Source organism: Corallococcus aberystwythensis, from assembly GCF_003612165.1.
Lineage (GTDB): Bacteria > Myxococcota > Myxococcia > Myxococcales > Myxococcaceae > Corallococcus > Corallococcus aberystwythensis.
This window is the reverse complement of record NZ_RAWK01000060.1, coordinates 13904-39745: the sequence shown is the minus strand read 5'-3', so window position 1 is coordinate 39745 and position 25842 is coordinate 13904. Positions and strand designations below refer to the sequence as shown.

The following is a 25842-nucleotide window of genomic DNA, read 5'->3' as shown; positions in this document are numbered from 1 at the left end:
CCTGGGGACGGGGGGTGGGAAGCCGGCATTTCCAGGGCGGGCCGGCGGTTACATTGGGTCCTCCTGTCTCCGATTCACCGCGCGTCTTGGGTCGCCGCGCCATTTCCGTTACAAGCCGCCGCCATGTTCAACGTCATCAACGTCTCCAAGGCCTACGGGCCCAAGAAACTTTTCGAGGAGGTCAACGTCGCCTTCTCGCCGGGCCGCCGCTACGGCCTGACCGGTCCGAACGGGGCCGGCAAGTCCACGTTCATGAAGATCCTCGCGGGTGACGAGGAGCAGGACATGGGCGACATCATCCGCCCGCGCAAGCTGGGCATCCTGCGCCAGGACCACTTCCGCTACGAGAACGACCGCGTCATCGACGTGGTGCTGATGGGCAACCGCCACCTGTGGGCGGCCATGGATGAGAAGAACAAGCTCCTGGCCAAGGCCGACATCACCGAGGAGGACGGCAACCGGCTGGGTGAGCTGGAAGGCGTCATCGCGGAAGAGGACGGTTACTCGGCGGAGAGTGACGCGGCCACGCTGCTGGCCGGCCTTGGCATCGAGGAGTCCTTCCACGAAGAGCCCATGCGCCAGCTCACCGGCGGTCTGAAGCTGCGTGTGTTGCTCGCGCAGGCGCTGTTCGGCAAGCCGGACGGGCTGCTGCTCGACGAGCCCACGAACAACCTGGACATCGATTCCATCCGCTGGCTGGAGAACTTCCTCCACATGTACGAGGGCGTGCTGATCACCATCAGCCACGACCGGCACTTCCTGAACTCCATCTGCACGCACATCGCGGACATCGATTACGAGACCATCATCCAGTACACGGGTGGTTACGACGACATGGTCCGGCAGAAGTCGCAGCTGCGGACCCGGGTCGAGTCCGAGACGGAGGAGAAGAAGAAGAAGATCGCCCAGCTGCAGGACTTCGTGGCGCGCTTCCACGCGGGTACGCGCGCGTCGCAGGTGCAGAGCCGCATCAAGCAGATCGACAAGCTGAAGACGGAGGACCTGAAGCGCTCGAACATCGCGCGGCCCTTCATCCGGTTCGACCAGAAGGTGATCAGCGGCCGGCAGACGCTGATGTTCGAGGGCCTGAAGAAGTCCTTCGACGGGGTGCCGGTCATCAAGCCGTTCAAGGGCCTGGTCTGCAAGGGCGAGCGCATCTGCGTCATCGGCCGCAACGCGGTGGGCAAGTCCACGCTGGTGAAGATGCTGGCGGGGCAGCTGGAGCCGGACGCGGGCACCATCACCTGGGGCCACCAGGCGACGGTGGGCTACCTGCCGCAGGACCACCACGGCGTCATCCACAAGGGCACGACGTGCTTCGGCTACCTCCGGGAGATCAGCGAGAAGCTGACCAACGAGGAGATTTCAGGAGTGTTGGGCCGGATGCTCTTCTCGGGTGAGGAGCGGATGAAGCCCACGGACACGCTCTCCGGTGGTGAGACGGTGCGAGTGCTGTTGTCCAAGCTGATGATCACGCAGGACAACGTGTTGATTCTCGACGAGCCGACGAACCACCTGGACCTGGAGTCCATCGCGGCGCTGGCGGAAGGCCTGTCGAAGTTCGACGGCACGGTCATCTGCGTGACGCACGACCAGGAACTCATCTCAGAGGTCGCGACCCGCATCTGGAGCCTGGAGCAGGGCAAGGAAGTGCTCGACTTCAACGGCCCGTATTCGGAGTTCATGGAGAAGCACGCGGACGCGGCGCAGAAGCGCCGGTAGTCCTTCGCTTCTGTAAGCAGTGCCAAACGCCGCCCGTTTCCGGTCCTCCGGAGGCGAGGCGGCGTTTGACCATGTAGCGGCTCGTTGGAGGCACGGGGATCACGAGAGTATGCTCGCGCTCCGTGACGAACCTGACGGACACGGAGGCTCTCCGGTGCCGCGAGGAGAATCCGGGAGGATTGAACGCCGCCATGTAGATTTCCTCCTCACGGATGGCAATTTCACTCGCCCTGTTACCGGCCGACTCAAACACCTGCGGGCACAGGATTTATTAGCTGAATGTCTTGGGCGAGCCACAAGGCCTTTCGCGAAGCAGCAAACTCAATTCCAACTTGATCTCAGAATGACTTCGCCGCTTGCGCAGCCCATTATGAGTAACAACGCACATAGTGCGGGCTTTACCCCCACCGTCTACTTGCCTGACAAGGGAGATGCCTCTACTAAGCACCGGCGGAATGCAGTGGCCCGTGATGCCCAATCGAGTGCCTCCCTATGTCCCAACGCGACTCAGGAAGCGCTCAGATCTAATTGATTCGACTGTTCAGAGGCGTCGCCATGGCATCCAAGAAGCTGACCGAGAAGAAGTTAAAGACGCTAAAGGAGCATCGCGAGGGGCGCGACGGCTCTTCATTTATCATGTCCTTCCTACTCAATACGTCCAGAGTCACAAAGAATATCCGCACAGTATCTGGCGGCCGATCGGCGGAGGCAACCAACGAAAACAAGCGACATTTCGTCATTGGCCTCGTAAGTTGCATGGAAACTTTTTTTCGAGACATGTTTATCTACTGTCTTGATGCGAGGACCGATCTGCTGGCTGCTTATCTCGATGAACTCAAGCCGATTGATGTGGAGAACATGCGGGCAAGCGGGATCCCACTGAGTGAGCAATTATCTGCAGGGGTCAGCTTTCAGAATCTCGATTCGGTCGAAAAAGGATTTCGACACTTCTTTCCTGGAAATGGAGGCGTCTTGGACAGACTCAACTCATTGGAGAGAGTGGTTTCAATCCCCTCAAGAGCAGAGAAAGGACTGGCCCGCGTCACTTTGCCTCAAGACTCGAGGGAAGTTTTGAGCGACCTACTCCAATTGAGGCATCGCCTAGTTCATGACGCCAATTATAATCCAGATTTCGCACCCCAAGCTCTCGCCCGGTACGAGGCATATGTTACCCTGATTGCTCAATTTTTCCACTTCGCAGTAGCCGAGAGCCTGACCTCGCATAGGATCATCGTCGATCAAAATGGGGTTCCAGTCATGTTCCTGGTAGAGGATTTGATTGCTGATGACTGGGAAGTCGTTCCCGATAAAAATTAACAGCACCTAACGAAAGTCGGGGTTGGGGTGGCCGTTGGGAAGGGGCATCCTCAGCTTGAGGAGCATGGTCCGCGAACTCGTTCCCGACGCCTTCTGGCAGCGCGAGGCGTCGCTGCTGTCTCCACCTCGGCCCAAGAAGAAGCTGGGCCGTCCTCGGCCGGATGACCGGGCGGCGCTAGAGGCCATTGTCTTTGTGCTTCGAAGTGGCATCCCGTGGGTGATGCCGCCTCGCAAGCCGTTCGGCCTTTCAGGCATGAGGGCCTGGTCCAGGCTGGAGGAATGGACCTGCGCAGGCGTGTGTGAAAAGCCCCAGGAGCGGCTGCTGGACGAGTTGGGGCTGCGAGGCAAGGTGGACTTTTCGCGCGCCTCCATCGACTCCTCGTCCATGCGGGCGTCAAAAAGGGGGCTCTCACGGGCCCAAGCCCGACGGATAGAGCGAAGGCGGGTAGCAAGCATTATCTTTTCGTAGAGGCCCACGGCCTGCCTCTGACGGAGTCGGTAACGGCGGCCAACGTGCACGACACGCACGAACTCTTCCCCCTCTTCGATTCCGTGCCCGCAGTGCGGGTGCCTTCGGCGCAACGCTTCCGGCCGGGGAAACTCCACGCCGACAAGCCCTACGCCTCCAGGAAGAACCGCGTCGTTCTGCGTCTGCGCGGCATTGCTTCGCGCATCTCCCATTCAGGTGTTGAATCCAAAGAGCGCCTGGGGCGCAACCGCTGGAGCATGAAGCTCATGCAGGCTTGGAAGAACGAGCTGCGTCGGCTTCTCGTCCGTAACGAGCTCAGGGATGATGTCCACTTCGGATTTCTCGTCCTTGGCTTCTGCATCATGCTCCTTCGCCGACTCGCCCCTGACACTTGTTAGAGGCTGTAACGCTTGACCTATTCCGAGATGTAGGCCGCTCCGTGATTCACGTCGGAGTCCGCCGTCAAAGCATTCGCGTCGTTGGCGCTCTTATGTCCAAAGAGACTCGGGCGTGGTGAAGAAAACGCAGCGCCGGGTCTGTCCACTGGGCAGATACTCGGCGCACAGAGGGAACCCCTGGGCGCTGCCCTCAGACTCGATGGTTCCCCCCAGTTCCTCGATAGTCAGGGTCGGGGCTAAGTGAAGCTGATCCACTCCCACCCACGTCTTCGCAGAGGGCGCGAGCTGCCCGGGTCCGTAAATGCCCACCTGCTGCTTGGCAATCTCCAGCCCCGGTTGGGTCCGGATTTCCACCGTTCCACAGAAGTGCCCGACGGCGAGGAGGCGATTACCAAGCCGGCTGTCGCCGTAGAACACGACCGCAGCTCCGCGCGACAGCGTGCGCAGAACTTGAGGAGACGCAAAATAGGTCACTCCTTGCGAAGCCAAGTTGCGGATATGCCACTGGACTTCCTGCAAGGGCTCCGGTGGTTGAGCGCGCGAGAGCATGAGCATGACGTTGAGCATCGTCGTCGACCTATTTAGTGAAAGTACCTGAGCGACTCTCTTCTGACATCTCTCAAGCTTCCGATTCATCGTCGAAATTGTCGTGGATGACAGGGGAGCCGAAGCGTCCTTGATCACGCGCAAAGCTTCCTATCGCGTAGGTTTTGTCGAGGCGCGCTTCTACCTTTTCTTGAGGCATGCGCTCGCGTGTCTCCGACTGACGTCCCGTGAGGATATTGCCGGCTCCGAGCGGGTGACCGGGAAGACCGCGGACTCCTAAGCCCCCGGACATCAATGCTGTCTACCTGCGCCGCACTCGGAGGTGGTAGCGGCGCAGGGCTCGCCTGACAGCGGCCAGGAGTTCATCCAGGGTGCTGTAGCTGCGCTCAGGCATCTCGTGGCCCTTGATGACGCCGAAGACGGGCTCGATGTCGTTGAGTTCGGGGCTGTACGGCGGCAGGAAGAAGAGGTGCACTCCGTGGCGGGCCAGTTTTGGAAGGGCACGCCGGATGTGCAGGCTGCGGTGGATGTTTCCCGTTGTCCAGCACCACCCAGGCAGGAGGTGCGCCCGGGCGCCTCAGCGACTGGAGGAAGTGGAGTGTGTCAGCCGCATTGAGGGTGCGCGATACGACTCGGAAGTGCAGTCCTCGCCACGGCCCCAAGGGGCAGTAGGCCGCCAGTGCATTGACACGGCGGCGGGCAGTCGCCTCGTACCGGACGCGCCGACGCTCGCCAGCAGCCGCCCAGCTGTAGCCGACGGGCTGCGTCGGGGAAAAGCCGCATTCATCCAAGAAGTACAACCGCACCCTCGCGCCGCGGGCTTTTTTTGAGCCTGAAGAGCGCCTGGCGCGCCGCCGAGACCGACCGCGCGTCCTGCTTGTGCTCCAGCGTCAGCTGGGTGCGTCGCCAACCTGCGCCCATGCTGCCCAGGTAGCGGCGCACCTGCCTGGGGCCAAGGTGTACGCCATGCGCCTCAATCGCTCGGGCCAATTGCGTGGCCGTCCAGGCGCGCGGTAGTGCGAGAATCGATTGGAGCGCGGCCTCAACAAACTGGCGATGCGGAACGTCCGGCTTTCTGCCCGGCAAGGCCGGAAAAAGCGCTTCGGGCCCCTTCTGCACGTAGGCGCGCAGCACCCGGCGCACCGTCGCGGCACTCCTGCTCAGGTGCACCCCAATGCGAGGGGCACTCCAACCTTCGGCAGCGAGCAGCACCATTTCCACCCGCTCGCGCTCCACCCAACCCGCGTCAGCGGACCGCGCTATCTCGCGCAGCCGCCGACGCTCATCCTCGGACACCTGCAGCAACGGCCCCATACCGCAGGTGTACAACATTCATGTCCGGGGGCTTAGGGGGCAGCGCTTCGCATGGGGGTCGCTCGCACGGATTGCCGCGCCGCAGTCTGCACAGGCAAGTAGGTGCTCTATAGGCGATCCGTCCTGAAGCTCGAGGCTCGCTCTCGCCTGCTTCTTACTGGAACGACCTACTCGTTTCCCGGCTCGGACCAAAAAGCGACGTCCGGTTCTTGGAGGGGTTTGGAGGGGGCGAGGCCGCGAGGGCGTAGAGCGGGAGGAGGGAGCCGCCGTTCCCGGGTTGGGGGGACGAGGACGCTCGCCTTGGCTACTGGAGCCATGTGCCCGAGCTTGATGCTTGGCACGACGGTCCGCACGCAGCTTCACACCGCAGATGGAGCAGACAACTAAGGCGGGTTTCCTCTTGCGTGACTTCGAGTGGCGCTCAGGCGGAGGGCACCTCCAAGAGTGACGCTGAAAAGGACCGAGCAGGGCACCGCAGCGAGGACATGGACGGCGAGCTTCGGACGTATTGATACCCGGCAAAGGGCCGTTGAGGCGAGGTGCCACCACAGTCTGTCGCGGGGGCTCACTCAGTCGAGGGGAAGCCGTGCTTGGGACAAGATCACTGCGGGGGCGAGGACGTCTTCTCTTGCGCGATGCCGTCTTCGCCACGCCACTACGCGGTTGCATCTCGGCAAGGTCTGACTCGGAGAGGTAGCCCTTGCCGGAGCAAAACATGCAGTTCTCGTTCGTCCCCTGGCATCTGCACTCGCGCATTGAAAGCCCCCCGCGGATAAGCAGAGTCTACACACCACATGGAAGAAGTGGAGCAGTCCTCCACCCTTGACACTAGGGACCGTCCCTGTTTACCGCAGCCAAAGAAGCATGGAATCAACGTGCAGGACGAGGAGATAGCTCTTCGCCGTCTTGTCATAGTGAGTGCCCGCAGCTCGAAAGCGCTTGAAGGCGTGGAAGAAGCACGCCACCCGATAGAGTGAGCGGTCCAGCGTGGGTGGTTGCTTTCTGCTGGGGTTGGGATGAATGCCCGGCGTCATTCCCACCTTCAGCGCTTTGCCGCGAATGCGCTCGGCGTCGGAGCCGATGTCCGCCATGAAGGCCTCGCCCTCGGCGTGCACCAACAACTCCTCGGCGACGGTGGGCTACCTGCCGCAGGACCACCACGGCGTCATCCACAAGGGCACGACGTGCTTCGGCTACCTCCGGGAGATCAGCGAGAAGCTGACCAACGAGGAGATTTCAGGCGTGTTGGGCCGGATGCTCTTCTCGGGTGAGGAGCGGATGAAGCCCACGGACACGCTCTCCGGTGGTGAGACGGTGCGCGTGCTGTTGTCCAAGCTGATGATCATGCAGGACAACGTGCTGATCCTGGACGAGCCGACGAACCACCTGGACCTGGAGTCCATCGCGGCGCTGGCGGAAGGCCTGTCGAAGTTCGACGGCACGGTCATCTGCGTGACGCACGACCAGGAGCTCATCTCCGAGGTCGCGACCCGCATCTGGAGCCTGAAGGCGAGCAAGGAAGTGCTCGACTTCAACGGCCCGTATTCGGAGTTCATGGAGAAGCACGCGGACGCGGCGCAGAAGCGCCGGTAGCCCCGCGTCACATCCGTAGGTAGTGCCAAACGCCGCCCGTTTCTGGTGCTCCCGGAAACGAGGCGGCGTTTACGTGCGTGTGTCCATCCCATTCAAACGCCATGCATCCCCATAAGCAGTCGCACACCTCAACCCCACAGCCTATACTTGACATGCCAATAACTCCACACGCAAGCAAATTACAACCCCTGCCTTCTCAATGAAAACCGATTAATGCCTTCGACATGGAAGACCCCCATCTCTACAAGCGTCCGCACAACCACGCCATTGCTCGGGCGAGACCGCTCATTCACGGCAACCGGTAAGAACCTCGTCACATCATCAACATCAAAAACCTTCTTATCAAGACCTCGCAACCCCTGAATCACGGACTCCAAAACCCCTCGCAAATCCCTTCGCTCGTCGGCATCTCCGCACTCAGAATACAAACAGTAGTCCTCAAACCGAACGCCAAACATCCATCTCGAAACCCCTGCTCTTGCTTCGCTGCCGCACGGCATACCCTCAACCCCCAGCCCGAATTCACGCCCATGCCAACGCTTAATCAGGCCATACTCCCCAAGAACTTCTTTAGCCAAGAATGAATTCTCTCCAGGGCATTTCTCCATTTCAAGAAGCAATGAGAAAGCCTCGGGCCGCCCAAGGCGTTTCAGTACTTCTGCCCGCCCATTCATGGAGAGCCCCGTCACAAAAACACCACCCAGCCCCCCCGCATCATTCCTTAGGTCCAAATAACTATAATAGACGGACGCAAGTCTCTCACCCCTTCCACCAACAATAACTCTCCCTTGATGTCGACCAATGATCGGCGGCAACTCTTTTAGGCGAGACACAACCTCCTCTCTACCACCTCTGTCGTCAACGCCATCAATCAGCAACCACCAATTGCCAGCAGCCATGAACTCATCAATATCAGCATCAAATCGACCATCCCTGCCGCCCACGACGAATCTCAAATACTCTTTGACACAGTCACTTATGCTTTCGGTTGATTCTTTTGGAACAAGGATTTTGCATTTATCCATATCAATCATGATACTTGGCATCCCCCTCTGCTGCAGCACAGCCCGCAGACGTTCCATCAGGAAGCGCTTTCCAGAGCCATACTCTCCAAGCACCAGGCGAGCCTGCGCATCTTTGACGAGAGACTCAACACTGAGTTCACAGGTTTCCTTATACGCGTTCAAGCGTTCTGGCTCGACTTTGGGACCGTCGCCAGCACCGCCACCCCACGCGGATATGCAAACATCAAAGAAGGGCTGAGTAGCCTCAGGCCGAACCTCCTTGAGCAACAAGTTCCCAATACGGTAAGACGCGCCGAAAAAATGCAGCACCGCAACCTCTGCGGTAACCAATACGCCCGCCAGCAAAAATGCCAAGGCAGACAGCCGCATACTGTTCCTCAAGCGCCCTGCGAACTCGTAAGCCACTTTTGCCGGCTCGCCAATAAAAACAAACCATACAAGCACGGTACCCGCCGCAGGCAGCCCCAGATAAAAAACAGACCCAGACGGCCAAATCCGACCTGCAGCAATTGGCAAAAGAAAAACTACCGATGCCCAGGCACAGCCCAGAAGAAGCATGATCCAGGAGAATCGAAAGCCCCCATCATTCGGCGGATGCGGTGAAGACTGGGTGGACATGATCTGGGACGGAGCAGGAGAGAGCCCTGTTGTGCCACTAGGCGCTCCACCTGTTGTCCCTCCATTCACCACACTATCTGGCAACCCATTTGGTTTTGCACTCATTATTCCCCCAGCCAATGATATTCCAATCAACAACTGAAGCCACATGGTCGCCGCAGCACCATATTAGAGTCTTCTATCAGGTTAAAACTGCCTGTTCGCTTCGAGTCTGCTACGCCGGCGACCCCTTCAATCCACGGCAGGGCCTAGAGCAGAATCGTTACGCAGTATCAGGCGACTGCTTTCTGAACCAAGGCTAAATACTCCGCATGCCGTCGACGGATATCCCGCAAGCGTAGTTTGCCGCTTTTCTCGTGGGCGACGACCCGTGCGAGGCGTTCTTTCGCAATTAGGCCCTCTCCCAGAAGGTTCAGTTCCTCATCAACGAGCACGAGATAGAAGTCGTCGAAAGCTAAAGCTTTGAAGTCGATGTGGATTCCATCGGCATTGTGCCGGTAGACAGCACGGGTCTTCACCTGGATCTTTCGACCTTGCGCGTCGACCAAGTCCCAGCCCTCCTGATTCACCGCTTTAGCCCGTTTCGCTCCATGGCGGGTGCGGCAGAGTTCCTCACCCAGGATGCAGAGAAGTTTCGTGTCAAAGATATTGTCGCGATCGTCAATTCCGACTTCCTTGTTCTCTATACGCCTACGAAGCAGCAGTTCCCGGATGCGGGAAAGGAGGAGCGAGTCGGGCCATTGTGGCTTCATTGTCTTCATTATAGCTCCATTTAAGTCGCCGAACACTCACTCCCGACTCTGCAAGATCGTATCTCAAGCGTCTTGAGTTCTTCTTCCCGGTAGGCTTATCTTCAGTCCACGAACTGAGCACGTCCGATAGCTGCGCCAAAGGCACAACCACTGTAGGAACCGGCTTGAGCTTTGCCTGCATTGCGTCTACCGCCGTGATCACGGTGGTAGAGCATTCACTCCCGTGTAGCCCTTAAGGACTCTTCACGTCAGAGTCCCTGGTGTCCCGAGGCAATCAGTCGCTCGCGCCGACGCGTACCGTCAGGCTTGAGCCGGCGTTCTGTCAGGTCAGGTCGTATGGCCGGGCGATAGTGGCCGGCTTCTGAGGCATTCAATGGGCTGCTTTCCCCAACGCCAGCGGCTTTGCTTCTGGCTCCCTTGATACCAGGGGGAACGGGCGTCAGTGGGTATGATGCAGGGCCATGTACCCGAGACGCCGTCTCCTAGCCCGTGGACCGTGGTTGTTTGATCTCAGACCGCATCGGCTCATCGTCTTCCACGGAGCCGAAGGCGTGCACCGGGAAGTCAGCGGAGACGTGCCGGATCATCCGTCCGCGCCCGTGGTGCTCGCCGCGCTCGACGAGGCACAGGACGTCTTGGTGGGAGGCGGGGATCGGCGTGTCTTCTCCGTGGGGCCCGGCGCGAGCGCTCCCGTCCAGGCTTTTCCGAGGGAGTGCTTCGATCTCATCACCGATGGGGACCGGCTCATCGGAGCCGCCGTGGACGACGCCCTCAAGCTGACCACCCTCTTCACGACCGATGGCTCCGGGCAGCAGTGGGTGCCCATGACCTTGCCCAAGCCCGTGCCCACCCAGACCGGGTACGGGTATTCCGAGGGGCGCCCTCACCGCCAGGTTCCCGATGGGGCGTTCCTCGACACGAGCCCCTTTGGCATCACCGTCGTGGAGAAGGGCCGGGGCCACGTCTACGTGCTCCGCGCGGGAGCGGCTCAGCCGGAGGGCGCTCTCCAGGTGGAGCCCGGCGGTGAGGAGGACATCTGGCGGGCCCTGGCCACTCCCCACGGCGTGCTTCTGCTGCTCGTCATCAACTACCGGCAGACGGCGCTCCTCCACTTCGCGCTTGATGGCACCCTGCTCAGCTCCATCCCGGAGATCGATGATGAGGATGACGATGCGGAAGAACTGATCTGGGGCGGCGCCGGGGTGTGCGTCCTCGACGCGGCCCGGGCGCTCCTCTTCGTGCAGGACAAGACCCTCCTGGTGTCCCTGCCCGGGCTCCAGGTGCTGGAGACGCTCGTGGGGGAATGGCCTGCCTTCGTGTCCGTGACACCCGCGGGGCCTGACAGGTGGTGGGTAGGCGCCGAGGACCGTGACGCGCTCTTCCTGCTCACCGCCGAGCCCGGGCACGCCTTGCACCTCCACGCCTCGAACCGACCGGTGAGCCCAGGCGCGCCGCTCATGCACGTGGGCTACAAGACGCCCACGCTCCACTGGACCGAGCACACCTCGACGCCGCTGACCGTGTCCGCGCCCGTGACCGAGACGTGGCGCGCGGTGGTGCGCAATGACGGGACCGCGTGTGAGGCCGTGCGGGTCCGGGTGTCCGGGACGCTCGTCGGCGCTCGCGTGGTGGACGTGAGCGTGCGGTATCGCGGCCAGCTGCTCCCGATGGTGGAGGAGCAGCGCGTGAACGTCGTGGGCGTTACCGCCGGACTGGAGGAAGGGGCCACCGCGGAGCTGGAAGTGACCTTCAAGCCCCGGAGCGAGGGCTCGGGACCGCTGAGCATCACCGTCGAGCCGTGCACCTGGCAGGCGCAGGCTAAAAAATGGCAATGGGACAAAGAGCAGCCTCGCGTCCTCGCGGTGACGGGCCATCCGGCGTCCGCCCGGTTCCCGCTCACGGTGGAGTAGCGCGAACCTTCTCGGACCCAGGCACAGCGCCCATCTTCCAGAGCAGGGCGCCGCCTCCAAGCACGACCGCCAGGCCCACTGCCGCCGCGAGGATCCAGCCTCGTCTCCAGCGGGGCCGTGCTTGGGCCGCCAGACCATCCGGAGCTGGGGCACTGACGGTCGGGGCATCGCTCGCGGTGACCTGCTGGACGAGCTGGGCCACCTGCCGCGGCGTCACCGGCTCGCCCTCCGAGCGGATGAACTCCTCCAGGTCCTTCCGGAACGCGTGGCAGTCCGGGTAGCGCTGGTCCCGATCCTTCGCGAGCGCGCGGGCGAGGATGGCTCGCAGGGCGTCGGGCAGGTCCGGCCGGTGCCGCTCGGCGGGCACCATGGGCTCGGACAAGACGGCTTGAAACACGTCCCAGTGGGACTTGCCCTCATAGGGCTTGCGCGTGGTGAGCAGTTCGTAGAGCACCACCCCGAGCGAGTAGACGTCCACCCGCCGGTCCACCGGCAAGCCCCTGATGTCCTCGGGCGCCATGTACACGTGCTGGCTCAGGTTGGGGACATGGTGTTGGGGGGGCCACCGGGATCGGAAGTAGTCGACGCCGAAGTCCACCATCTTGGCCGTCCCCTGGCGCGACAGGAGGATGTTGTACGGCCGGATGCAGTGGTGGATGAGCCCCAGCGGCTGGTTCGTCTTGGGGTCGGTGAGGTCATGGACAAAGGCGAGCCCCTCGCAGGCTTGCGAGATGATGCGCGCACACAGTGTCGCCGGCAGGGACATCCGTTGGACCGCCACGTGCTTGATCAACCTGCGCAGACTGGGGCCGTCGATGTGCTCCCTGGCGAGGAAGTACGTGCCGTCCGCCTTACCGAAGTCGAAGACCCGCACGAGGTGCGGGTGCGTGAGCCGGGCGGCCATCCTCGCCGTGTCGAGGAAGATCTGCGCGAGCCCCACGTCCTCGGCCATGTCCGGCCGGAGGCACTGGAGCACCAGCGTCTTCTCGCTGCCCCACCGGCCGGCGGCCTTGGCCAGATGATCCTCGATGATGCCTTCGGCCAGCAGGCGGACGCGCTGGTATTTGCCGACGTGGGATGTCACGAGGCGTATGATTAGCGAATACCGCCGGTCTCATCCAACTGGGCGTGCAGCGTGCTCAGGGCCATGACCCGTTACTGCTTCCTTGGGCTTCTGCTGGCGCTGCTTCCTCTCCATGCCGGCGCGGTCCCCATGCCCGCGGACCCGTTGGTGGGCATCTGGGGCAGTGAGCGCGTCCTCGGACCTCAGGTTCGGGGAGAGCTGACCTTGGTGCGGGATGGGAACACGTGGCGCGCACGCATCGCGGGCTTTGATGTTCCAGTCCGGAGCGAGGGCAGGAAGGTGTCCATCGTCTTCCCCGGAGGCGAACTCCGAGCGACGTTGGCGGAGAATGGCCAGAGCATCACAGGGCATTGGATCCAGCCGCGTGTGCTCATGAGCGGCATGAAGTTCGCCACGCCCGTGGAGCTGCGCTCGCTTCAGCCGGGTGTCTGGCGCAGCAACGTGGCGCCGCTGGAGGACCGGTTCTCGCTGTATCTCGTCGTACAGAAGCAGCCCGACGACTCCACGACGGCGTTCATCCGCAACCCGGAGCGGAACTTCGGCAACCGGATGCTGTTCCGCGTGGACCTTCAGGACCGCACGGTCCGGCTCACGTCCACCAAGGACAACACACAGATCGAAGGCACGTTCGACGCGCAAGCCGGGCGGCTGTCACTCCCCTACCCTCCTTTTGACATGACGTTCGACTTCACCCGCCGGGACCGCTCGCGGGCCGTGGGCCTCTACTCCCGCACGCCCGCGCCGGGCCCCTGCCGATGTCGGCATGGATGCCCAGCCGCTCCAGCAGCTTGTGCAACGCATCCTCGACCAGGAACCTGGCCCGGAATCCGCGCCCGCCATCCAGGGGCTGCTCATCGCGCGTCACGGGAAGCTCATCGTCGAAGAGTACTTCCAGGGCTTCGACAAGGAGCGCCCCCACGACCTGCGCTCCTCCAAGTCCTACGCGTCCCTGCTGATTGGCATTGCCCTGGACCAGGGTGCCCGCTTCACCGTGGACACGCCCGTGGTCTCCCTGTTCCCCGAGTACAAGGGCAAGCTCTCCCACCTGGACGCGCGCAAGCGCAAGCTCACCGGGCACCTGGAACGGAAAGCGAGTGGTCAGCCAACGCCGGGTCGAGCGCTCCATCGCGAACCAGGCGACGATGCCGGACGGCCGGACCTATGGCTACACGTGGTGGCGCCATGAGCTGCGCGTCGGCGACCGCGTGTATTCACAATACGAAGCCAGCGGGAACGGCGGGCAGCTGGTGATGGTCGTCCCGGAGCTGGACCTCGTCGTGCTCTTCACCGCGGGCAACTACAACCACGTCGCCCTCTGGCGGAAGTTCCGCGATGAGCTCCTGCCCCGGTACATCATGGCCGCGGTGTCCACGTCCCCGCGGCCATGATTGGCCATGAATCGCGGGGCTCAGTAATAGCAGCGCCAGTAATCGTAGCCTTCCCCGTCGCAATAGCAGAAGGCATGACCCACACCCGAGGGGCGGATACACGTACGCGGGTTGGCTCCAGAAGAGGGACAGGACATCCCATCCAACACGTCGCACTCGAGCAACACCGAGGCGTTGACCTCGGGCGCCGCCTGGCCGGCCATGTCATCCACAGCCTCGGGCTCCATCGCGCCACCACAGCCAACGAGCAAACCAAACATCAACGCTGAGACAAGTCCTCGCATGCACCCTCCCGGTTGAGAAGCTTTGCGACGATAGCATCGGCTTGCGATTGGGCTCAATAAACCGCGCCATGTGGCGCCGCATGTCAGCACAGCGCCTGGCATGGTGTCGTTAGCACCCCCATGTCTTGAGGCGCTCAGTCCCAGTCACTCGCACACTGCAAGTATCAACTCCTGTAGAACGGCCATGCCCATGAAGACCTTCTGCCTGTTCCTGCTGGCCCTGACCTGTGCCCTGCTCCCTGCCTGCGGTGAGTCCGAATGCACTCCGGAGAGCTGCACGGATGGCTGCTGCTCCGCGACCAACTCCTGCATTCGGGACCGCGGTGACGCGCTCTGTGGTCCCAACGGCGGCATCTGTGAAAGCTGTCCCGAAGGCAATGTCTGCCGGCTCGACACGAAGGCCTGTTTCGCCGGCGTGATGCGCACGCGCGTGCAGCCCCGCCGGGCCGTCATCGCCGACGTGGATCCTGACTCGGGCGAGGACTGGGACTCCGACGGCTCCCCGCCGGATGTCGTCGTGGAGATGCGCTGCCCGTCCGCTCCCGAGCGCTCCCGCACCGCCGAGGACGAGAGCTGGGAGCCCGAATGGCGCACGGGCAGCTGCGAGGTCATCACCTCCAACCTCCTCGAGCACCCCATCGAGATCTCCATCTTCGACAATGACGACTTCGCCCTCGATGACGAGTTCGGCACCATCCACTACCAGGTCACCCGCGCGGACCTGAACCGGGGCCGGCTCGAGCTTGCGATTCCCGACGAGGTCCTGACGCTGGTCCTCGACCTGTCACACGCCTATTCGGCCCAGTAACCGTCCCGGCGCCACGGGCGTAACCCTGTGCATGCGCCCCTTCGCCCTGCTCCTGCCGCTCCTGTTCGCCTGTGGTCCCTCTTCCTCCGTGGACGAGGGGCTCGGCGTCATCCAGGAACTCGACACGTCCGAACAGGGCATCACGGCGTTCGTGCAGTCCGGCCAGTACCGGTCCTGGCTCGCGGAGCCGTCCGTCCATGAAACGCGCGCCCCTCACGGCAGCAAGGTCCGCGTCTTCTTCAACGATGTCGTCGCGCAGTCACTCCGTGACGGCAACGCCACCCATCCCGTGGGCAGCATCCTGGTGAAGGAGCTGTTCGAGGACGATGGGAAGACGGTCCGGGGCCATGCGCTGGACGTGAAGATCGCTCCAGGTTCCGGCAAGGACACCTGGATCTTCTACGAGGGCTTCGGCCCCAGCTACTCGGACAACTATTACGGCCGCGCCCACGCCACCTGCCACGGCTGCCATTCGGACGGGAAGGACTACGTCACCTCCCCTCTCCCTTGAAACGACAACGGGCGGCCCCCTCGCGAGGACCGCCCGTCGTTGAATTCAACATGTGCCTACCGCGCCGGGGACTTGCGGCGCATCAGGAACACGCCCAGGCCCACGCCCGCGGCCCACTTCGCCGCGGCGGCCAGCGGTGTCTTGCTCAGCGGCACCGGCTGCGCCGTGTATTGAGGCGCGGGCGGCTTCGGACGGAAGTCCGTGGCGCCGGGCAGGTTCGCGCCCTGCTCCTCCGCCTCCGTCTTCGTCACATTCGGTCCCGGAGCGTTCGGGTCGCGCGCACCCGGCGCCTTCCCGTCCGGCGACTTGTGCTCGAGGATGCCGTTGATCTCCGCGCCCAGCAGCACGACCATGCAGGTGATCTGCATCCAGAGCAGCAGCACGATGACACCGCCGATGGCGCCGTAGTTCACGTCATACGAGCCGAAGTTCGCCACGTACATCGAGAAGCCCCACGAGGCGATGACCCAGATGACGACGCTCACCACCGAGCCCGGCGTGATGAACTTGAACTTCTGCTTCACGTCCGGCAGCACGTAGTACAGCACCGCCAGCAACATCATCATCAGGATGCCGGCCACCGGCATGCGCAGCCACAGGACGATGCTCGACATCGGCTCGCCCAGCTTGTCAGCCACCGCCGGCGTGACGACCGCGACGATCGCCGCCAGCACCGCGGTGATCGCCGTCCCCAGCGTCGTCAGCAGCGCGATGCCACGCTTCTTCCAGAACGGGCGCTTCTCCTTCACACCGTAGACGGTGTTGAGCGCCTCCATCAGCGCCACCACGCCGCCGGACGCCGCCCAGATGGCGCCCACGCCACCGATGGTCAGCAACCCCACCGGGTTGCTGTTCGCCAGCGCCTCCAGCCGCTCGCCCAGGATCTTCGTCACCTCCTGGGGCGCCACCTTCGACAGCTCCTGGATGAGCTGCTGCGCCTGGTGCGGATCAATGAGCACACCGGCAAGCGACACGAGGAACAGCAGGAACGGGAACAGCGCCATGATGGCCGAGAACGTCAGCGCGCTCGCGACGTTGCCCACGTTGTCGCGCCCCCACTCGTCCTTGAGGGACTTGAAGAACTCCTTCCAACTCATTCCCTTGCCGGGCAGCACCATGCCTTCTCCTCCTCGGAGGAGATTGGGCATTCCATCCCCCGGCTGGCTTCCTCCCCTTTAAGGTGGCTCGCCCCCCTGCCTGCTTACCGCGCAGGGCCTGCGGAATGGCAAGCCCCCGTCCCACGCCTGCCCGGCCGCCTTCTCAGCGCACGGGGAGGACCGGAGCGTCCTTCAGGAGGGGCGCTTTCAGGTCCTTGGGCGACAGGAGCGGCGCCGTCACCGGCCAGGGAATGGCCAGCTCCGGATCATTCCAGAGGATGCTCCGCTCGGTCTCCGGGGAGTACAGCGCCGTGCACTTGTAGAAGAAGTCCGCCGAGTCACTCAGCACGCAGAAGCCGTGCGCGAAGCCCGCCGGCACCCAGAGCTGGTGCTTGTTCTCGCCCGTCAGCTCCGCGGCCACCCAGCGGCCGAACGTGGGCGACCCCTTGCGGATGTCCACCGCCACGTCCCAGACCGCGCCCGCCAGGCACTGCACCAGCTTGCCCTGCGGGTTCGGCTCCTGGAAGTGCAGCCCGCGCAGCGTGCCCTTCACCGAGCGCGACAGGTTGTCCTGCACGAACGGTCCCACCACCCCCACGTCCGCGTAGCGCTTGCCGTTATAGGACTCGAGGAAGAAGCCCCGGTCATCGCCAAACACCTTCGGCTCGATGAGCAGGACGTCCGGAATCTCCAGCGGGGTCACCTTCACGAGACCGCCCCCCGCTTCTCCACCAGGTCCAGCAGGTATTGGCCGTACTCGTTCTTGCGCATGGGCTCCGCCAGCGCCGTCAGCTGCCGCTCGTCGATGTAGCCCATGCGGAAGGCGATCTCCTCCGGACAGGCCACCTTGAGGCCCTGACGGCGCTCGATGATCTCGATGTAGTTGGACGCCTGCATCAGCGACTCGTGGGTGCCGGTGTCCAGCCACGCGTAGCCGCGCCCCATCAGCTCCACGTTGAGCTGGCCGCGGCGCAGGTACTCCGCGTTGACGTCGGTGATCTCATACTCGCCGCGCTTGCCCGGCTTGAGGTTCGCCGCGATGTCGATGACCTGGTTGTCGTAGAAGTACAGGCCCGTCACGGCGTAGTGCGACTTGGGCTTCACCGGCTTCTCCTCCAGGGAGACCGCCTGGTGCTTCGCGTCCAGTTCCACCACGCCGTAGCGCTCCGGGTCCTTCACGTAGTAGCCGAACACGGTGGCGCCCTGCGTGCGCTTCGACGCGCGCTGGGTGAGCTCCCCCATGCCGTGGCCGTAGAAGATGTTGTCGCCCAGGATGAGCGACACGGGATCCTGGCCCACGAAGTCCCGGCCAATGACGAACGCCTGCGCCAGCCCCTCCGGGCGCGGCTGCTCGGCGTATTCGAAGCGCACGCCCCACTGCGCCCCGTCGCCCAGCAGCTCGCGGAAGCGCGGCAGGTCCTGCGGCGTGGAGATGATGAGGATCTCCCGGATGCCCGCCAGCATCAGCGTCGTCAGCGGGTAGTAGATCATCGGCTTGTCGTAGACGGGCAACAGCTGCTTGCTCACCACGCGCGTCAGCGGGTACAGGCGCGTGCCCGACCCTCCGGCCAGAATGATTCCCTTCATGCGTTTTCCCCTGTGTTCCACGGCCCGGCCGCGAAACGGATGCGCGCGGCATGGCCGCCACGCGCGGATGCTCTAGCTGGCGCGGTGCGCCTTCCAGGCCGCGTGGAAGCGTGCCAGGGACTCCGACAGCTCCAGCGGCCTGGCTTCCAGCTCCGCGCGCACCTTGTCCGTCTTGAGGCCGCTGCGCAGGGGCCGGGGGCTGGCCAGCTTCAGGTCCGCCATCCGCGTGGGTGTGATCAGCGACGCGTCGAAGCCGAACACCTCGCAGAGCGCCCGGCCGAAGCCCACCCGGTCGATGACCGTGCCGCCGCAGGTGTTCCACACCCCGCCGAGCTTGCGCTCGCCCAGCTCCACCAGCATGGTGGCCACGCTGTCCGCGAAGCTGGGGGACACCACCTGGTCCTCGAAGAGCTTCACCGGCTGGCCCTTCTCCAGGGCCCCCACCAGCCACGCCCCGAAGTTGGGACGCCCCGCCGCGGGCCAGCCGTACACCACCGCGGTGCGCGCGATGGCACAGCCCGGCGCGAAGACGCGCGCCGCCTGCTCACCCATGTGCTTGGTCAGCGCGTACACGCCCCGGGGGTTGGGCAGCGCCTCTTCCGAATACGGCCCCGCGTCCCCGTCGAACACGTAGTCCGTGGAGACGTGCACCAGGTGCGCTCCGGCCGCGCGCGCCGCCCGGGCCACCGCCGCCGTGGCGTGGACGTTGGCGGCATAGGCCGCGTCCGGGTCCTTCTCACACGCGTCCACCTCCGTCATGGAGGCGGGGTGGATGACGGCCTCCGGCCGGGCCTGGGCGATGGCGGCGGCCACGTCCGGCTCGCGCGTGAGGTCCACCTCCACGTAGCCGTGCGTGCCGCCCGTGCGCCGGGGCCCGCGTCCCAGGCCCACCACTTCATGTCCACGCCCGGTCAGCTGCTCGCAGACGCGGCTGCCCACCAGGCCGTTGGCTCCCGTGACGACAAAGCGCATGGCGCTAACCCCGCCCCTGAAGCCGGGCCTGGTACTGGGTGTCGAAGTACTGGCGGTAGGCGCCGCTGGTCACCCGCTCCCACCAGGCGCGGTTCTCCACGTACCAGGTCACCGTCTCCGCCAGGCCCTGCTCGAAGGTGTGCTTCGGCTGGTAGCCCAGCTCCGTGCGGATCTTCGTGGGGTCGATGGCGTAGCGGCGGTCGTGACCGGGCCGGTCCGCCACGTACTTGATGAGCGACTCGGGCTTGTTCAGGAGGCCCAGGATGCCCTTGACGATCTCGATGTTGCGCCGCTCGGAGCCGCCGCCGATGTTGTAGACCTCGCCCGCGCGGCCCTTCTCCAGCGCCACCAGCAGGCCCTGGCAGTGGTCGTCCACGTGGAGCCAGTCGCGCACGTTTGCGCCGTCGCCGTAGACGGGCAGCGGCTTGTCGTGCAGCGCGTTCACCACCATCAGCGGGATGAGCTTCTCCGGGAACTGGTAGCGGCCGTAGTTGTTCGAGCAGCGCGTCACCACCACGTCCATCTTGAAGGTGTGGTGGTAGGCCAGCGCGACCAGGTCCGAGGACGTCTTGGAGGCGGAGTACGGGCTGGAGGGCTGCAGCGGGGAGCTCTCCGTGAAGGCGCCCGTGGGGCCCAGCGAGCCGTAGACCTCGTCGGTGGAGACCATCAGGAAGCGCTTCACGCCCCGGGCGCGACAGGCCTCCAGCAGCTGCTGGGTGCCCAGCACGTTGGTGGTGACGAAGACCTCCGGCCCCAGGATGGAGCGGTCCACATGGCTTTCGGCCGCCAGGTGCATCACCGCGTCGATGCCGTGCTGGACGAGCAGGTGCTCCACCAGTTCCCGGTTGCCGATGTCGCCGCGGACGAAGACGTGCCGCGGGTCACCTTCCAGGTCAGCGAGCGTCTCCAGGTTGCCCGCGTACGTGAGCTTGTCGAGGTTGACGAGCTTCCAGTCAGGCCGCTCGCGGCGGAGGTACTTCACCAAGTTGGAGCCGATGAAGCCGCAGCCCCCTGTCACCAGGACGTTCATTGACAAGCCACCACTCGAACCGCGGGGAGAAAGCGCCCTCCGTATCGGAGCGGGGGGAGCCCCGTCAAGGCAAGCGCGCGGCCACTTGTGGCCGGTCCGGGCCAGGGGTAAACGCCATGGCCAACGTGAGCCTCTGGAACAGCAAGCGAGGGACCGCGTCCTCGAGCGCCGAAGCGGTCCACCAGCTTGTGCCGCGGCTGGCCTGGGGCGACGCCGTGGGCAACCAGGTGCGCTACCTGCGCGACCTGCTGCGCGGGTGGGGATACGCGTCGGAGATCTACGCGGAGCAGTGGGACGAGGCGTGCCGCGACGAGGTGCGCCCCGCCCGCGACTACGCGCGTGACGCGGGCCGGGACACGGCGCTGCTCGTCCACCACAGCTTCGAGTCGCGGCTGGTGCCGCTGGTGGCCAAGGCGAAGGGCCGCAAGGCCCTGCTGTACCACAACGTCACGCCGGAGCGGTTCTTCGAGGGCTCGGACCGCCACGTCGCCCGCGGCTCCAGGCTGGCGCGCGAGGAGCTGGTCCAGCTGCGCGAGCACGTGACGCACGCCTGGGCGTACTCGCACTTCAGCGTGGAGGAGCTGTCCGCCGCGGGGTACCGGGACGCGAGCGTGCTGCCCTTCGCGGTGGACTGGAACGCGTTCAACGTGCCGCCGGACGCGGCCCTGCGCGCGCAGGTGGAGGACGGGTGCGCCAACGTGCTCTTCGTGGGGCGCACCGTGCCCAGCAAGCGGCTGGAGGACGTGCTGCGCGTCTTCACCGCCTACCAGCGCCTGTACCAGCCCCGGAGCCGGCTGCTGGTGGCGGGGACGCTCTACAGCACCGCGCCCTATGACGCGTCCGTGCTGGCGCTGCGCGAGCAGTTGGGCCCGGACCGCGTGGTGTTCCTGGGGCGGGTGGACGCCGCCCAGTTGTCCGCGTGCTTCGCCTCCGCCACCGCGTACCTGTCCATGAGCCGCCACGAGGGCTTCGGCGTGCCGCTCCTGGAGGCCATGTACCGGGGCGTGCCGGTGGTGGCCTACGGCGCCGCGGCGGTGCCGGAGACCATGGGCGGCGCGGGCCTCACCACCCTGTCGGACGACCCCGCGCAGGTGGCGGGGCTGCTGGCGGTGCTGGAGCGCGACCCCGCCCTGCGCGCGCGGGTGGTGGAGGCGCAGCGCCAGCGCCTGGCGCCCCTGGGCCAGCAGGCCGTGGCCCAGCGCGTCCGCGAGGCGCTGACGCCGTTCCTGGAGGGCCGCCCGCCCTCGGCGCTCCAGCCCGCCACCCCTTCCGTCACCGTGGTGTGCCCGGGCTTCGACGCCGCGCCGGACGCGCCCATGTCCCGGCTGGCCCGCGCCGTGGCGGACCGGCTGCCGGACGCGCGCCTGTGGACGGTGCGACGCCAGGTGATGCCCCTGCAGCTGGCCCCCCGCAAGGAGCGCGACGGCGCGACGCGGGTCTGGCGCTTCACGCCGGACGAGCCCTCCTTCGGGCCGGACCGGGACACCCCGCCGTCGTCGTCGCTGGAGACGGGCGTGCGATGCGCTCCGGGGCCCCTGCTGTTCGCGGGCGCCGACGAGGACGTGGCCCGGCGCACGGTGTCGAGGCTGCCGCCGGGCACGCGCGCCGCGGGCATCTGGGCGGCCCCCCGCGCGCCGGACGCGGCCGTGCGCCAGGCCCTGGGGACGAGGCTGTGGGAGCTCACCCCCGGGCGCGACCTCACGTCGCTGGCCGGCGAGCTGGCGAGGGAGCTGGACGTGGAAGGACGACCGCATGCGCGCTGAGGACCTCATCACCACGAACCCCACCGCGGAGGCGGTGCTGGAGTCGCTGGAGCGGCTGCCCACGCCCGAACCCGAGAAGGTGGAGGCGCTGCGCCGGCGCTTCGCCGCCACCCATGCCCCGCCCACCAGCGCCGCGTGGCCCCCGTTCCTGGAGGGCGCGCGGATGAAGCGCGACACGCGCTACGCCGACGCGCCGTCGTCCCACCGGCCCCTGGTGGGGCCCGCGCTGGTGATGGCCAAGCGCGCCTTCCGGCTGGCGTTCCAGCCCTTCATCAACGAGGCGTTCCGGCGGCAGGTGGAGTTCAACGAGGCCATCCTGGACGCACTCGCGCTCATCCACGAGCACCAGCGCGTACAGGCGCGCACGCAGTCCCTGTGGCGCCAGGAGGTGGAGCGCCAGCTGGAGCAGCTGACGTCGCGCCTGCCCTCCCCCCCACCTGGGCACACGCCGGAGCACACGGAGGAGAAGCCGCGCCCGGCCCCCTCGCGGCGCCGGAGCCGGTAGCCCTCCGGGACGACGCGTGCGGGGACGCGGAGTATCGGTAGGGTGCCGTGCCGCCCCCATGGCGGCCCCTCCATGTCCCGCGAGTGATTCGCCCTCGCTCCAGCCGTCCTTCCAGGCTCCCCGGCTGGACGTGGAGACCCGCGCGCGCCGTGGCCACCGGGCCGCGCCCCACCGCGCGCCGCGCAACACCGCCGACGACCCTGCCCAGTACGACAGCGGCGGCTTCATGGACTCGCCGCGCGTCACGCGCCAGCGCCAGGCCCGGCGCAGCGTGGATCGCCTGCGCCGCCACCTCCCCCAGCCCTCGCGGCTGCTGGACTTCGGCGCGGGCCGGGGCTGGTTCCTGGAGGCCTGGAGCGCGTGGACGCCTTCGGGGGCCTGGACTTCGAGGACGACAGCCTGGCGGACCGGGCGCACGCCCTGCGAAGGCTCCCCCGGCCGCTCGTCTCCCTCGCGGGACAGGGGCTGGGCGCCGTGGCCCGGGGGCTGCGCCTGGAGGACGCGGGCGTCTTCATCGCGCGTGTGCGCGGCAGCCGGGCATAGTGGGTTGTTCCCTCACGCCGGGAAACGATAGAAGGCCCAGAAGACGCAGCAGGGAGCGCAATGGACACCCGACAGGGCCTCATCGTGTTGCTGGCCTACAACGAAGAGGAGTGCATCGGCGCGACGGTGGCGGAGCTGCGCGAGGCGCTGCCGGAGTTCGACGTGCTCGTCGTGGATGACGGGTCGCGCGACGCCACGGCGCAGCACGCGCGAACCGCCGGTGCGCGGGTGCTCACCCATCCCTTCAACCTGGGCGTCGCCGCGGGCGAGGCCAGCGGCCTGCTGTACGCGTCGCGCCACGGGTACACGCACGTCATCCGCATGGACGGCGACGGCCAGCACGACCCGGCCTCCGTGCCCGCGCTGCGCGACGCGCTCCAGTCGGGCGTGGAGCTGGTCATCGGCAGCCGCTTCGCGGGCATCACCAGCTTCCGCTCCACGTGGCTGCGCCGCTTTGGCAACCGGTTCCTGGCGAGCCTCCTGTCCACGCTGAGCCACCAGCGCATCACCGACCCCACGTCCGGCTTCCGGGGCTTCGGTCCGCAGGCCATCCGCTTCTTCGCGCGCGTCCACCCGCATGACTACCCGGAGCCGGAGAGCGTGCTGATGGCGGCGCGGCAGGGCTTCGCCATCGCGGAGGTTCCGGTGCGCATGCGGCCGCGCCTCACCGGCACCAGCTCGCTGACGCCGTGGAAGTCGGCCTTCTACATGGCGAAGGTGTCCTTCGCCCTGCTCATGGAGCGGGTCCGCCCCGTCTGAGTGCCCATGCTTCGCTCCAGCCTCATCGGCGTGGCCCTCGCGGCCGCCTTCGCCTTCAGCGTCCTGTGGTCGGCCCGGGGCCGGCGCACCAGTGAGCGCCACACCTTCGCGTGGCTGCTGGTGGCGGCCACCATCGCGGTGCTGTCGCTGTGGCGCCACGGCATCGACGCGCTGGCGGCGGCCATGGGCATCTACTACGCCCCGTCCGCCCTCTTCTTCATCGCCCTGACGAGCCTCATGTGGCTGGTGTACCGGCTGAGCCTCCAGGTGGCGGACCAGCGCCAGCAGCTCAAGCGGCTGGCGCAGGAAGTCGCCCTGCTCACCTCGGCGGAGGCGGAGCGCGCCGAGCGCGCGCAGCCGCGTCCCGAAGTCGTCTCCCCTGCCGCCGGCGCCCGCCACGACCCGCACGCCGTCTGAGAGTTCGCCGGTCCTCCCTGCCTTTATGCTTCCGTCTTCACCGCCCCCGTCCCCGCTGCGGCCGTTCTTCATCGCGCCCGTCGTCGTCTTCCTCCTCGTGGCCGCCGTGCTGGGCGCGGTGCTGAGCTTCCTCACCCCGCCGTTCCAGGTGGCGGACGAGCCGGCGCACTTCTACCGCGCGTACCAGGTCTCCGAAGGGCAACTGGTGGCCACGCGCATCCCCGTCGGAGACGCGGGCGGGCAGCTTCCGCGCAGCATCGTGCGGGTGTCGCAGGAGGTGTCCGACGGCGTGGGCGGCCATCCCCAGGTGCGCCAGGACCGGCAGCGCCTGCGCGAAGCGATGCACACGGCGCTGGCGCCCCAGGACACCCAGGAGTGGCGCTTCGCCGCGTCCGCCGTCTACTTCCCCCTGGTGTACTTCCCGCAGTCGCTGGGCATGGCGCCCGCGCGGCTCCTGGAGGCGTCTCCGGTGGGGGTGCTGTGGGCGGGCCGGCTGGGCAACGTGCTGGTGGCGCTGGTGCTCACCGCGCTGGCGCTGCGCCTGATGCCCTTCCAGCGGTGGGCCTTCGCGCTCCTGGCGCTCACGCCCATGGTGCTGTTCCAGCGCGCGTCGGTGTCCGCGGACCCCATCACCCTGTCGGCGTGCCTGCTGCTGCTGGCGCTGTCGCTGCACTACACCTTCGCGCACCCGGGGCCCCTGGGCGTGAAGCAGCTGGGGCTGCTCCTGGCGAGCGCGGTGTTCGTGGCGCTGTGCAAGCAGGCCTACCTGCCGCTGACGCTGGTGTTCCTGCTGCTGCCACTCACCCGGCTGGGGACGCGCGGCCGCTACGCCCTGGCCCTGGCCGCCATCGTCGTCGTGCCGGCGCTGTTCCAGTTCGCGTGGTCCTCCACCGTGCGGGACATCTTCCGCCCCAGCGAGGTGGTGGCGCAGGTGGCCCACGTGAAGGCGCATCCCTTCCAGGTGCTGGGCGTGCTGGTGAGCGACCTCTGGACGCGGCTGCCGGGCTTCCTGCACCAGGCCGGTGGCGTGCTGGGCTGGCTGGACACGCCGGTGCCCGCTTCCGCGCTGCTCGGGCTGGCCGCGCTGCTGTTCGGGGTGATGGCGCTGGACGGCGACGCGGGCGCGCCGAAGGTGGGCTGGCGCGTGCGCGTGGTGGCGCTGGGGGTGGCGGTGGCGGGCGTGCTGGCCATCCAGGCCATGCTGTACCTGGCGTGGACGGCGCCGGGCGCGCAGCACGTGGACGGGGTGCAGGGCCGTTACCTGCTGCCCTACGCGCCGCTGCTGGTGGTGGCGCTGGCTCCGCCCGCGTGGGCGCCGCGCGCGCTGGCGCGCTTCAAGCCGGTGCTCATCACCGGCTTCATCGTGCTCACCGCGGTGGTGACGCTCACCACGGTGTACCAGCGCTACTACGGGCCGGCGTAGCGGCTCC

At 65.8% G+C, this 25842-nt stretch carries 27 protein-coding genes and 2 pseudogenes; 16 read left to right on the top strand and 13 right to left on the bottom strand.

The genetic code is table 11. The features are described from left to right. The first annotated feature begins 123 nt into the window (after nt 1-123). From D7W81_RS12325 to D7W81_RS41940, 4 genes are all read left to right on the top strand, one after another. Nucleotides 124-1722 (top strand): ABC-F family ATP-binding cassette domain-containing protein, encoded by a 1599-nt coding sequence (locus D7W81_RS12325; protein ID WP_120555555.1) that lies wholly within the window; start codon nt 124-126, stop codon nt 1720-1722. A gap of 555 nt (nt 1723-2277) precedes the next feature. Then, nucleotides 2278-3039 (top strand): hypothetical protein, encoded by a 762-nt coding sequence (locus D7W81_RS41945; protein ID WP_147445452.1) that lies wholly within the window; start codon nt 2278-2280, stop codon nt 3037-3039. A 64-nt stretch (nt 3040-3103) separates the two neighbouring features. Further along, a complete protein-coding gene (locus D7W81_RS12320) occupies nt 3104-3508 on the top strand; it encodes a transposase (protein ID WP_147445451.1) in 405 nt (134 codons plus the stop codon). A 44-nt stretch (nt 3509-3552) separates the two neighbouring features. Then, nucleotides 3553-3906, top strand: coding sequence for a hypothetical protein (locus D7W81_RS41940; protein ID WP_147445450.1), 354 nt, complete (start codon nt 3553-3555; stop codon nt 3904-3906). 90 nt (nt 3907-3996) lie between these two features. Here D7W81_RS41940 and D7W81_RS12315 read toward each other — a convergent pair whose 3' ends face one another. The 5 genes and pseudogenes from D7W81_RS12315 to D7W81_RS12295 all read right to left on the bottom strand — a co-directional run bounded on the left by D7W81_RS12315 (nt 3997) and on the right by D7W81_RS12295 (nt 6857). Next, nucleotides 3997-4473, bottom strand: coding sequence for a hypothetical protein (locus D7W81_RS12315; protein ID WP_120555553.1), 477 nt, complete (start codon nt 4471-4473; stop codon nt 3997-3999). 280 nt (nt 4474-4753) lie between these two features. Beyond that, the gene (locus D7W81_RS44080) at nt 4754-4981 is read right to left on the bottom strand and encodes a transposase (protein ID WP_279637813.1); all 228 of its coding nucleotides are present in this window, start codon (nt 4979-4981) and stop codon (nt 4754-4756) included. Nucleotides 4982-5045: 64 nt separating this feature from the next. Then, nucleotides 5046-5258: pseudogene (locus D7W81_RS44385) on the bottom strand (transposase); the annotation flags it as partial. Next, nucleotides 5236-5673 carry a helix-turn-helix domain-containing protein gene (locus D7W81_RS12300; RefSeq protein WP_158621565.1) on the bottom strand — a complete coding sequence of 146 codons (438 nt, stop codon included), beginning with the start codon at nt 5671-5673 and terminating at the stop codon, nt 5236-5238. The pseudogene D7W81_RS44385 and the gene D7W81_RS12300, both read right to left, overlap by 23 nt. Nucleotides 5674-6611: 938 nt before the next feature. Further along, complete coding sequence (locus tag D7W81_RS12295) at nt 6612-6857, bottom strand: hypothetical protein (protein WP_120555549.1); 246 nt, start codon at nt 6855-6857, stop codon at nt 6612-6614. 37 nt (nt 6858-6894) lie between these two features. Between D7W81_RS12295 and D7W81_RS12290 the strand changes: the two are divergent. Then, a pseudogene (locus tag D7W81_RS12290) lies at nt 6895-7359 on the top strand (ATP-binding cassette domain-containing protein); the annotation flags it as partial. A gap of 179 nt (nt 7360-7538) precedes the next feature. Here D7W81_RS12290 and D7W81_RS41935 read toward each other — a convergent pair. After that, the gene (locus D7W81_RS41935; RefSeq protein ID WP_147445449.1) at nt 7539-8942 is read right to left on the bottom strand and encodes a hypothetical protein; all 1404 of its coding nucleotides are present in this window, start codon (nt 8940-8942) and stop codon (nt 7539-7541) included. A 332-nt stretch (nt 8943-9274) separates the two neighbouring features. Next, a complete protein-coding gene (locus D7W81_RS41930) occupies nt 9275-9763 on the bottom strand; it encodes a hypothetical protein (protein WP_147445448.1) in 489 nt (162 codons plus the stop codon). A gap of 542 nt (nt 9764-10305) precedes the next feature. Between D7W81_RS41930 and D7W81_RS12280 the strand changes: the two genes are divergently transcribed. Next, nucleotides 10306-11664, top strand: a complete 1359-nt coding sequence (locus D7W81_RS12280; RefSeq protein WP_147445447.1) for a hypothetical protein — start codon at nt 10306-10308, stop codon at nt 11662-11664. On the opposite strand, the gene D7W81_RS12275 is transcribed toward D7W81_RS12280, so the two are convergent. Continuing rightward, nucleotides 11651-12748, bottom strand: coding sequence for a serine/threonine protein kinase (locus D7W81_RS12275; protein ID WP_120555546.1), 1098 nt, complete (start codon nt 12746-12748; stop codon nt 11651-11653). The genes D7W81_RS12280 and D7W81_RS12275 overlap by 14 nt on opposite strands. Nucleotides 12749-13511: 763 nt before the next feature. On the opposite strand from D7W81_RS12275, the gene D7W81_RS43395 reads away from it, so the two are divergent. The 4 genes from D7W81_RS43395 to D7W81_RS12255 all read left to right on the top strand — a co-directional run bounded on the left by D7W81_RS43395 (nt 13512) and on the right by D7W81_RS12255 (nt 15739). After that, complete coding sequence (locus D7W81_RS43395) at nt 13512-13934, top strand: serine hydrolase domain-containing protein (RefSeq protein ID WP_244227159.1); 423 nt, start codon at nt 13512-13514, stop codon at nt 13932-13934. Then, a complete protein-coding gene (locus D7W81_RS43390) occupies nt 13891-14136 on the top strand; it encodes a hypothetical protein (protein WP_244227157.1) in 246 nt (81 codons plus the stop codon). The genes D7W81_RS43395 and D7W81_RS43390 overlap by 44 nt, the downstream gene beginning before the upstream one ends. Before the next feature lie 474 nt (nt 14137-14610). Then, nucleotides 14611-15228 carry a hypothetical protein gene (locus tag D7W81_RS12260; RefSeq protein ID WP_147445446.1) on the top strand — a complete coding sequence of 206 codons (618 nt, stop codon included), beginning with the start codon at nt 14611-14613 and terminating at the stop codon, nt 15226-15228. Nucleotides 15229-15259: 31 nt separating this feature from the next. Beyond that, entirely contained in the window at nt 15260-15739 is a 480-nt protein-coding gene (locus D7W81_RS12255) for a hypothetical protein (RefSeq protein WP_120555543.1), read from the top strand. Between the two features lie 56 nt (nt 15740-15795). On the opposite strand, the gene D7W81_RS12250 is transcribed toward D7W81_RS12255, so the two are convergent. From D7W81_RS12250 to rfbB, 5 genes are all read right to left on the bottom strand, one after another. Then, nucleotides 15796-16857: a YihY/virulence factor BrkB family protein gene (locus D7W81_RS12250; protein ID WP_120555542.1), complete on the bottom strand. Its 1062-nt coding sequence runs from the start codon at nt 16855-16857 to the stop codon at nt 15796-15798. Between the two features lie 142 nt (nt 16858-16999). Beyond that, the gene (gene rfbC / locus D7W81_RS12245; protein WP_120555541.1) at nt 17000-17545 is read right to left on the bottom strand and encodes a dTDP-4-dehydrorhamnose 3,5-epimerase; all 546 of its coding nucleotides are present in this window, start codon (nt 17543-17545) and stop codon (nt 17000-17002) included. Next, nucleotides 17542-18423: a glucose-1-phosphate thymidylyltransferase RfbA gene (gene rfbA, locus D7W81_RS12240; RefSeq protein ID WP_120555540.1), complete on the bottom strand. Its 882-nt coding sequence runs from the start codon at nt 18421-18423 to the stop codon at nt 17542-17544. The genes rfbC and rfbA overlap by 4 nt, the downstream gene beginning before the upstream one ends. Nucleotides 18424-18495: 72 nt before the next feature. Further along, nucleotides 18496-19395, bottom strand: a complete 900-nt coding sequence (locus D7W81_RS12235; RefSeq protein WP_120555539.1) for an SDR family oxidoreductase — start codon at nt 19393-19395, stop codon at nt 18496-18498. A gap of 4 nt (nt 19396-19399) precedes the next feature. Next, entirely contained in the window at nt 19400-20425 is a 1026-nt protein-coding gene (gene rfbB / locus D7W81_RS12230; RefSeq protein WP_120555538.1) for a dTDP-glucose 4,6-dehydratase, read from the bottom strand. A gap of 116 nt (nt 20426-20541) precedes the next feature. Between rfbB and D7W81_RS12225 the strand changes: the two genes are divergently transcribed. From D7W81_RS12225 to D7W81_RS12200, 6 genes are all read left to right on the top strand, one after another. Next, nucleotides 20542-22188 (top strand): glycosyltransferase, encoded by a 1647-nt coding sequence (locus D7W81_RS12225; protein ID WP_120555537.1) that lies wholly within the window; start codon nt 20542-20544, stop codon nt 22186-22188. After that, on the top strand, nt 22178-22693 hold the full coding sequence (locus D7W81_RS12220) for a hypothetical protein (RefSeq protein ID WP_120555536.1): 516 nt from the start codon (nt 22178-22180) through the stop codon (nt 22691-22693). Before D7W81_RS12225 ends, D7W81_RS12220 begins: the two co-directional genes overlap by 11 nt. A 360-nt stretch (nt 22694-23053) precedes the next feature. Beyond that, the gene (locus D7W81_RS12215; RefSeq protein ID WP_120555535.1) at nt 23054-23236 is read left to right on the top strand and encodes a hypothetical protein; all 183 of its coding nucleotides are present in this window, start codon (nt 23054-23056) and stop codon (nt 23234-23236) included. Nucleotides 23237-23296: 60 nt separating this feature from the next. Then, on the top strand, nt 23297-23995 hold the full coding sequence (locus D7W81_RS12210) for a glycosyltransferase family 2 protein (protein WP_120555534.1): 699 nt from the start codon (nt 23297-23299) through the stop codon (nt 23993-23995). Between the two features lie 6 nt (nt 23996-24001). Further along, nucleotides 24002-24412, top strand: a complete 411-nt coding sequence (locus D7W81_RS12205; protein WP_120555533.1) for a DUF2304 domain-containing protein — start codon at nt 24002-24004, stop codon at nt 24410-24412. A 25-nt stretch (nt 24413-24437) separates the two neighbouring features. After that, a complete protein-coding gene (locus D7W81_RS12200; RefSeq protein WP_120555532.1) occupies nt 24438-25835 on the top strand; it encodes a DUF2142 domain-containing protein in 1398 nt (465 codons plus the stop codon). The last annotated feature ends 7 nt before the right edge of the window (nt 25836-25842 follow it).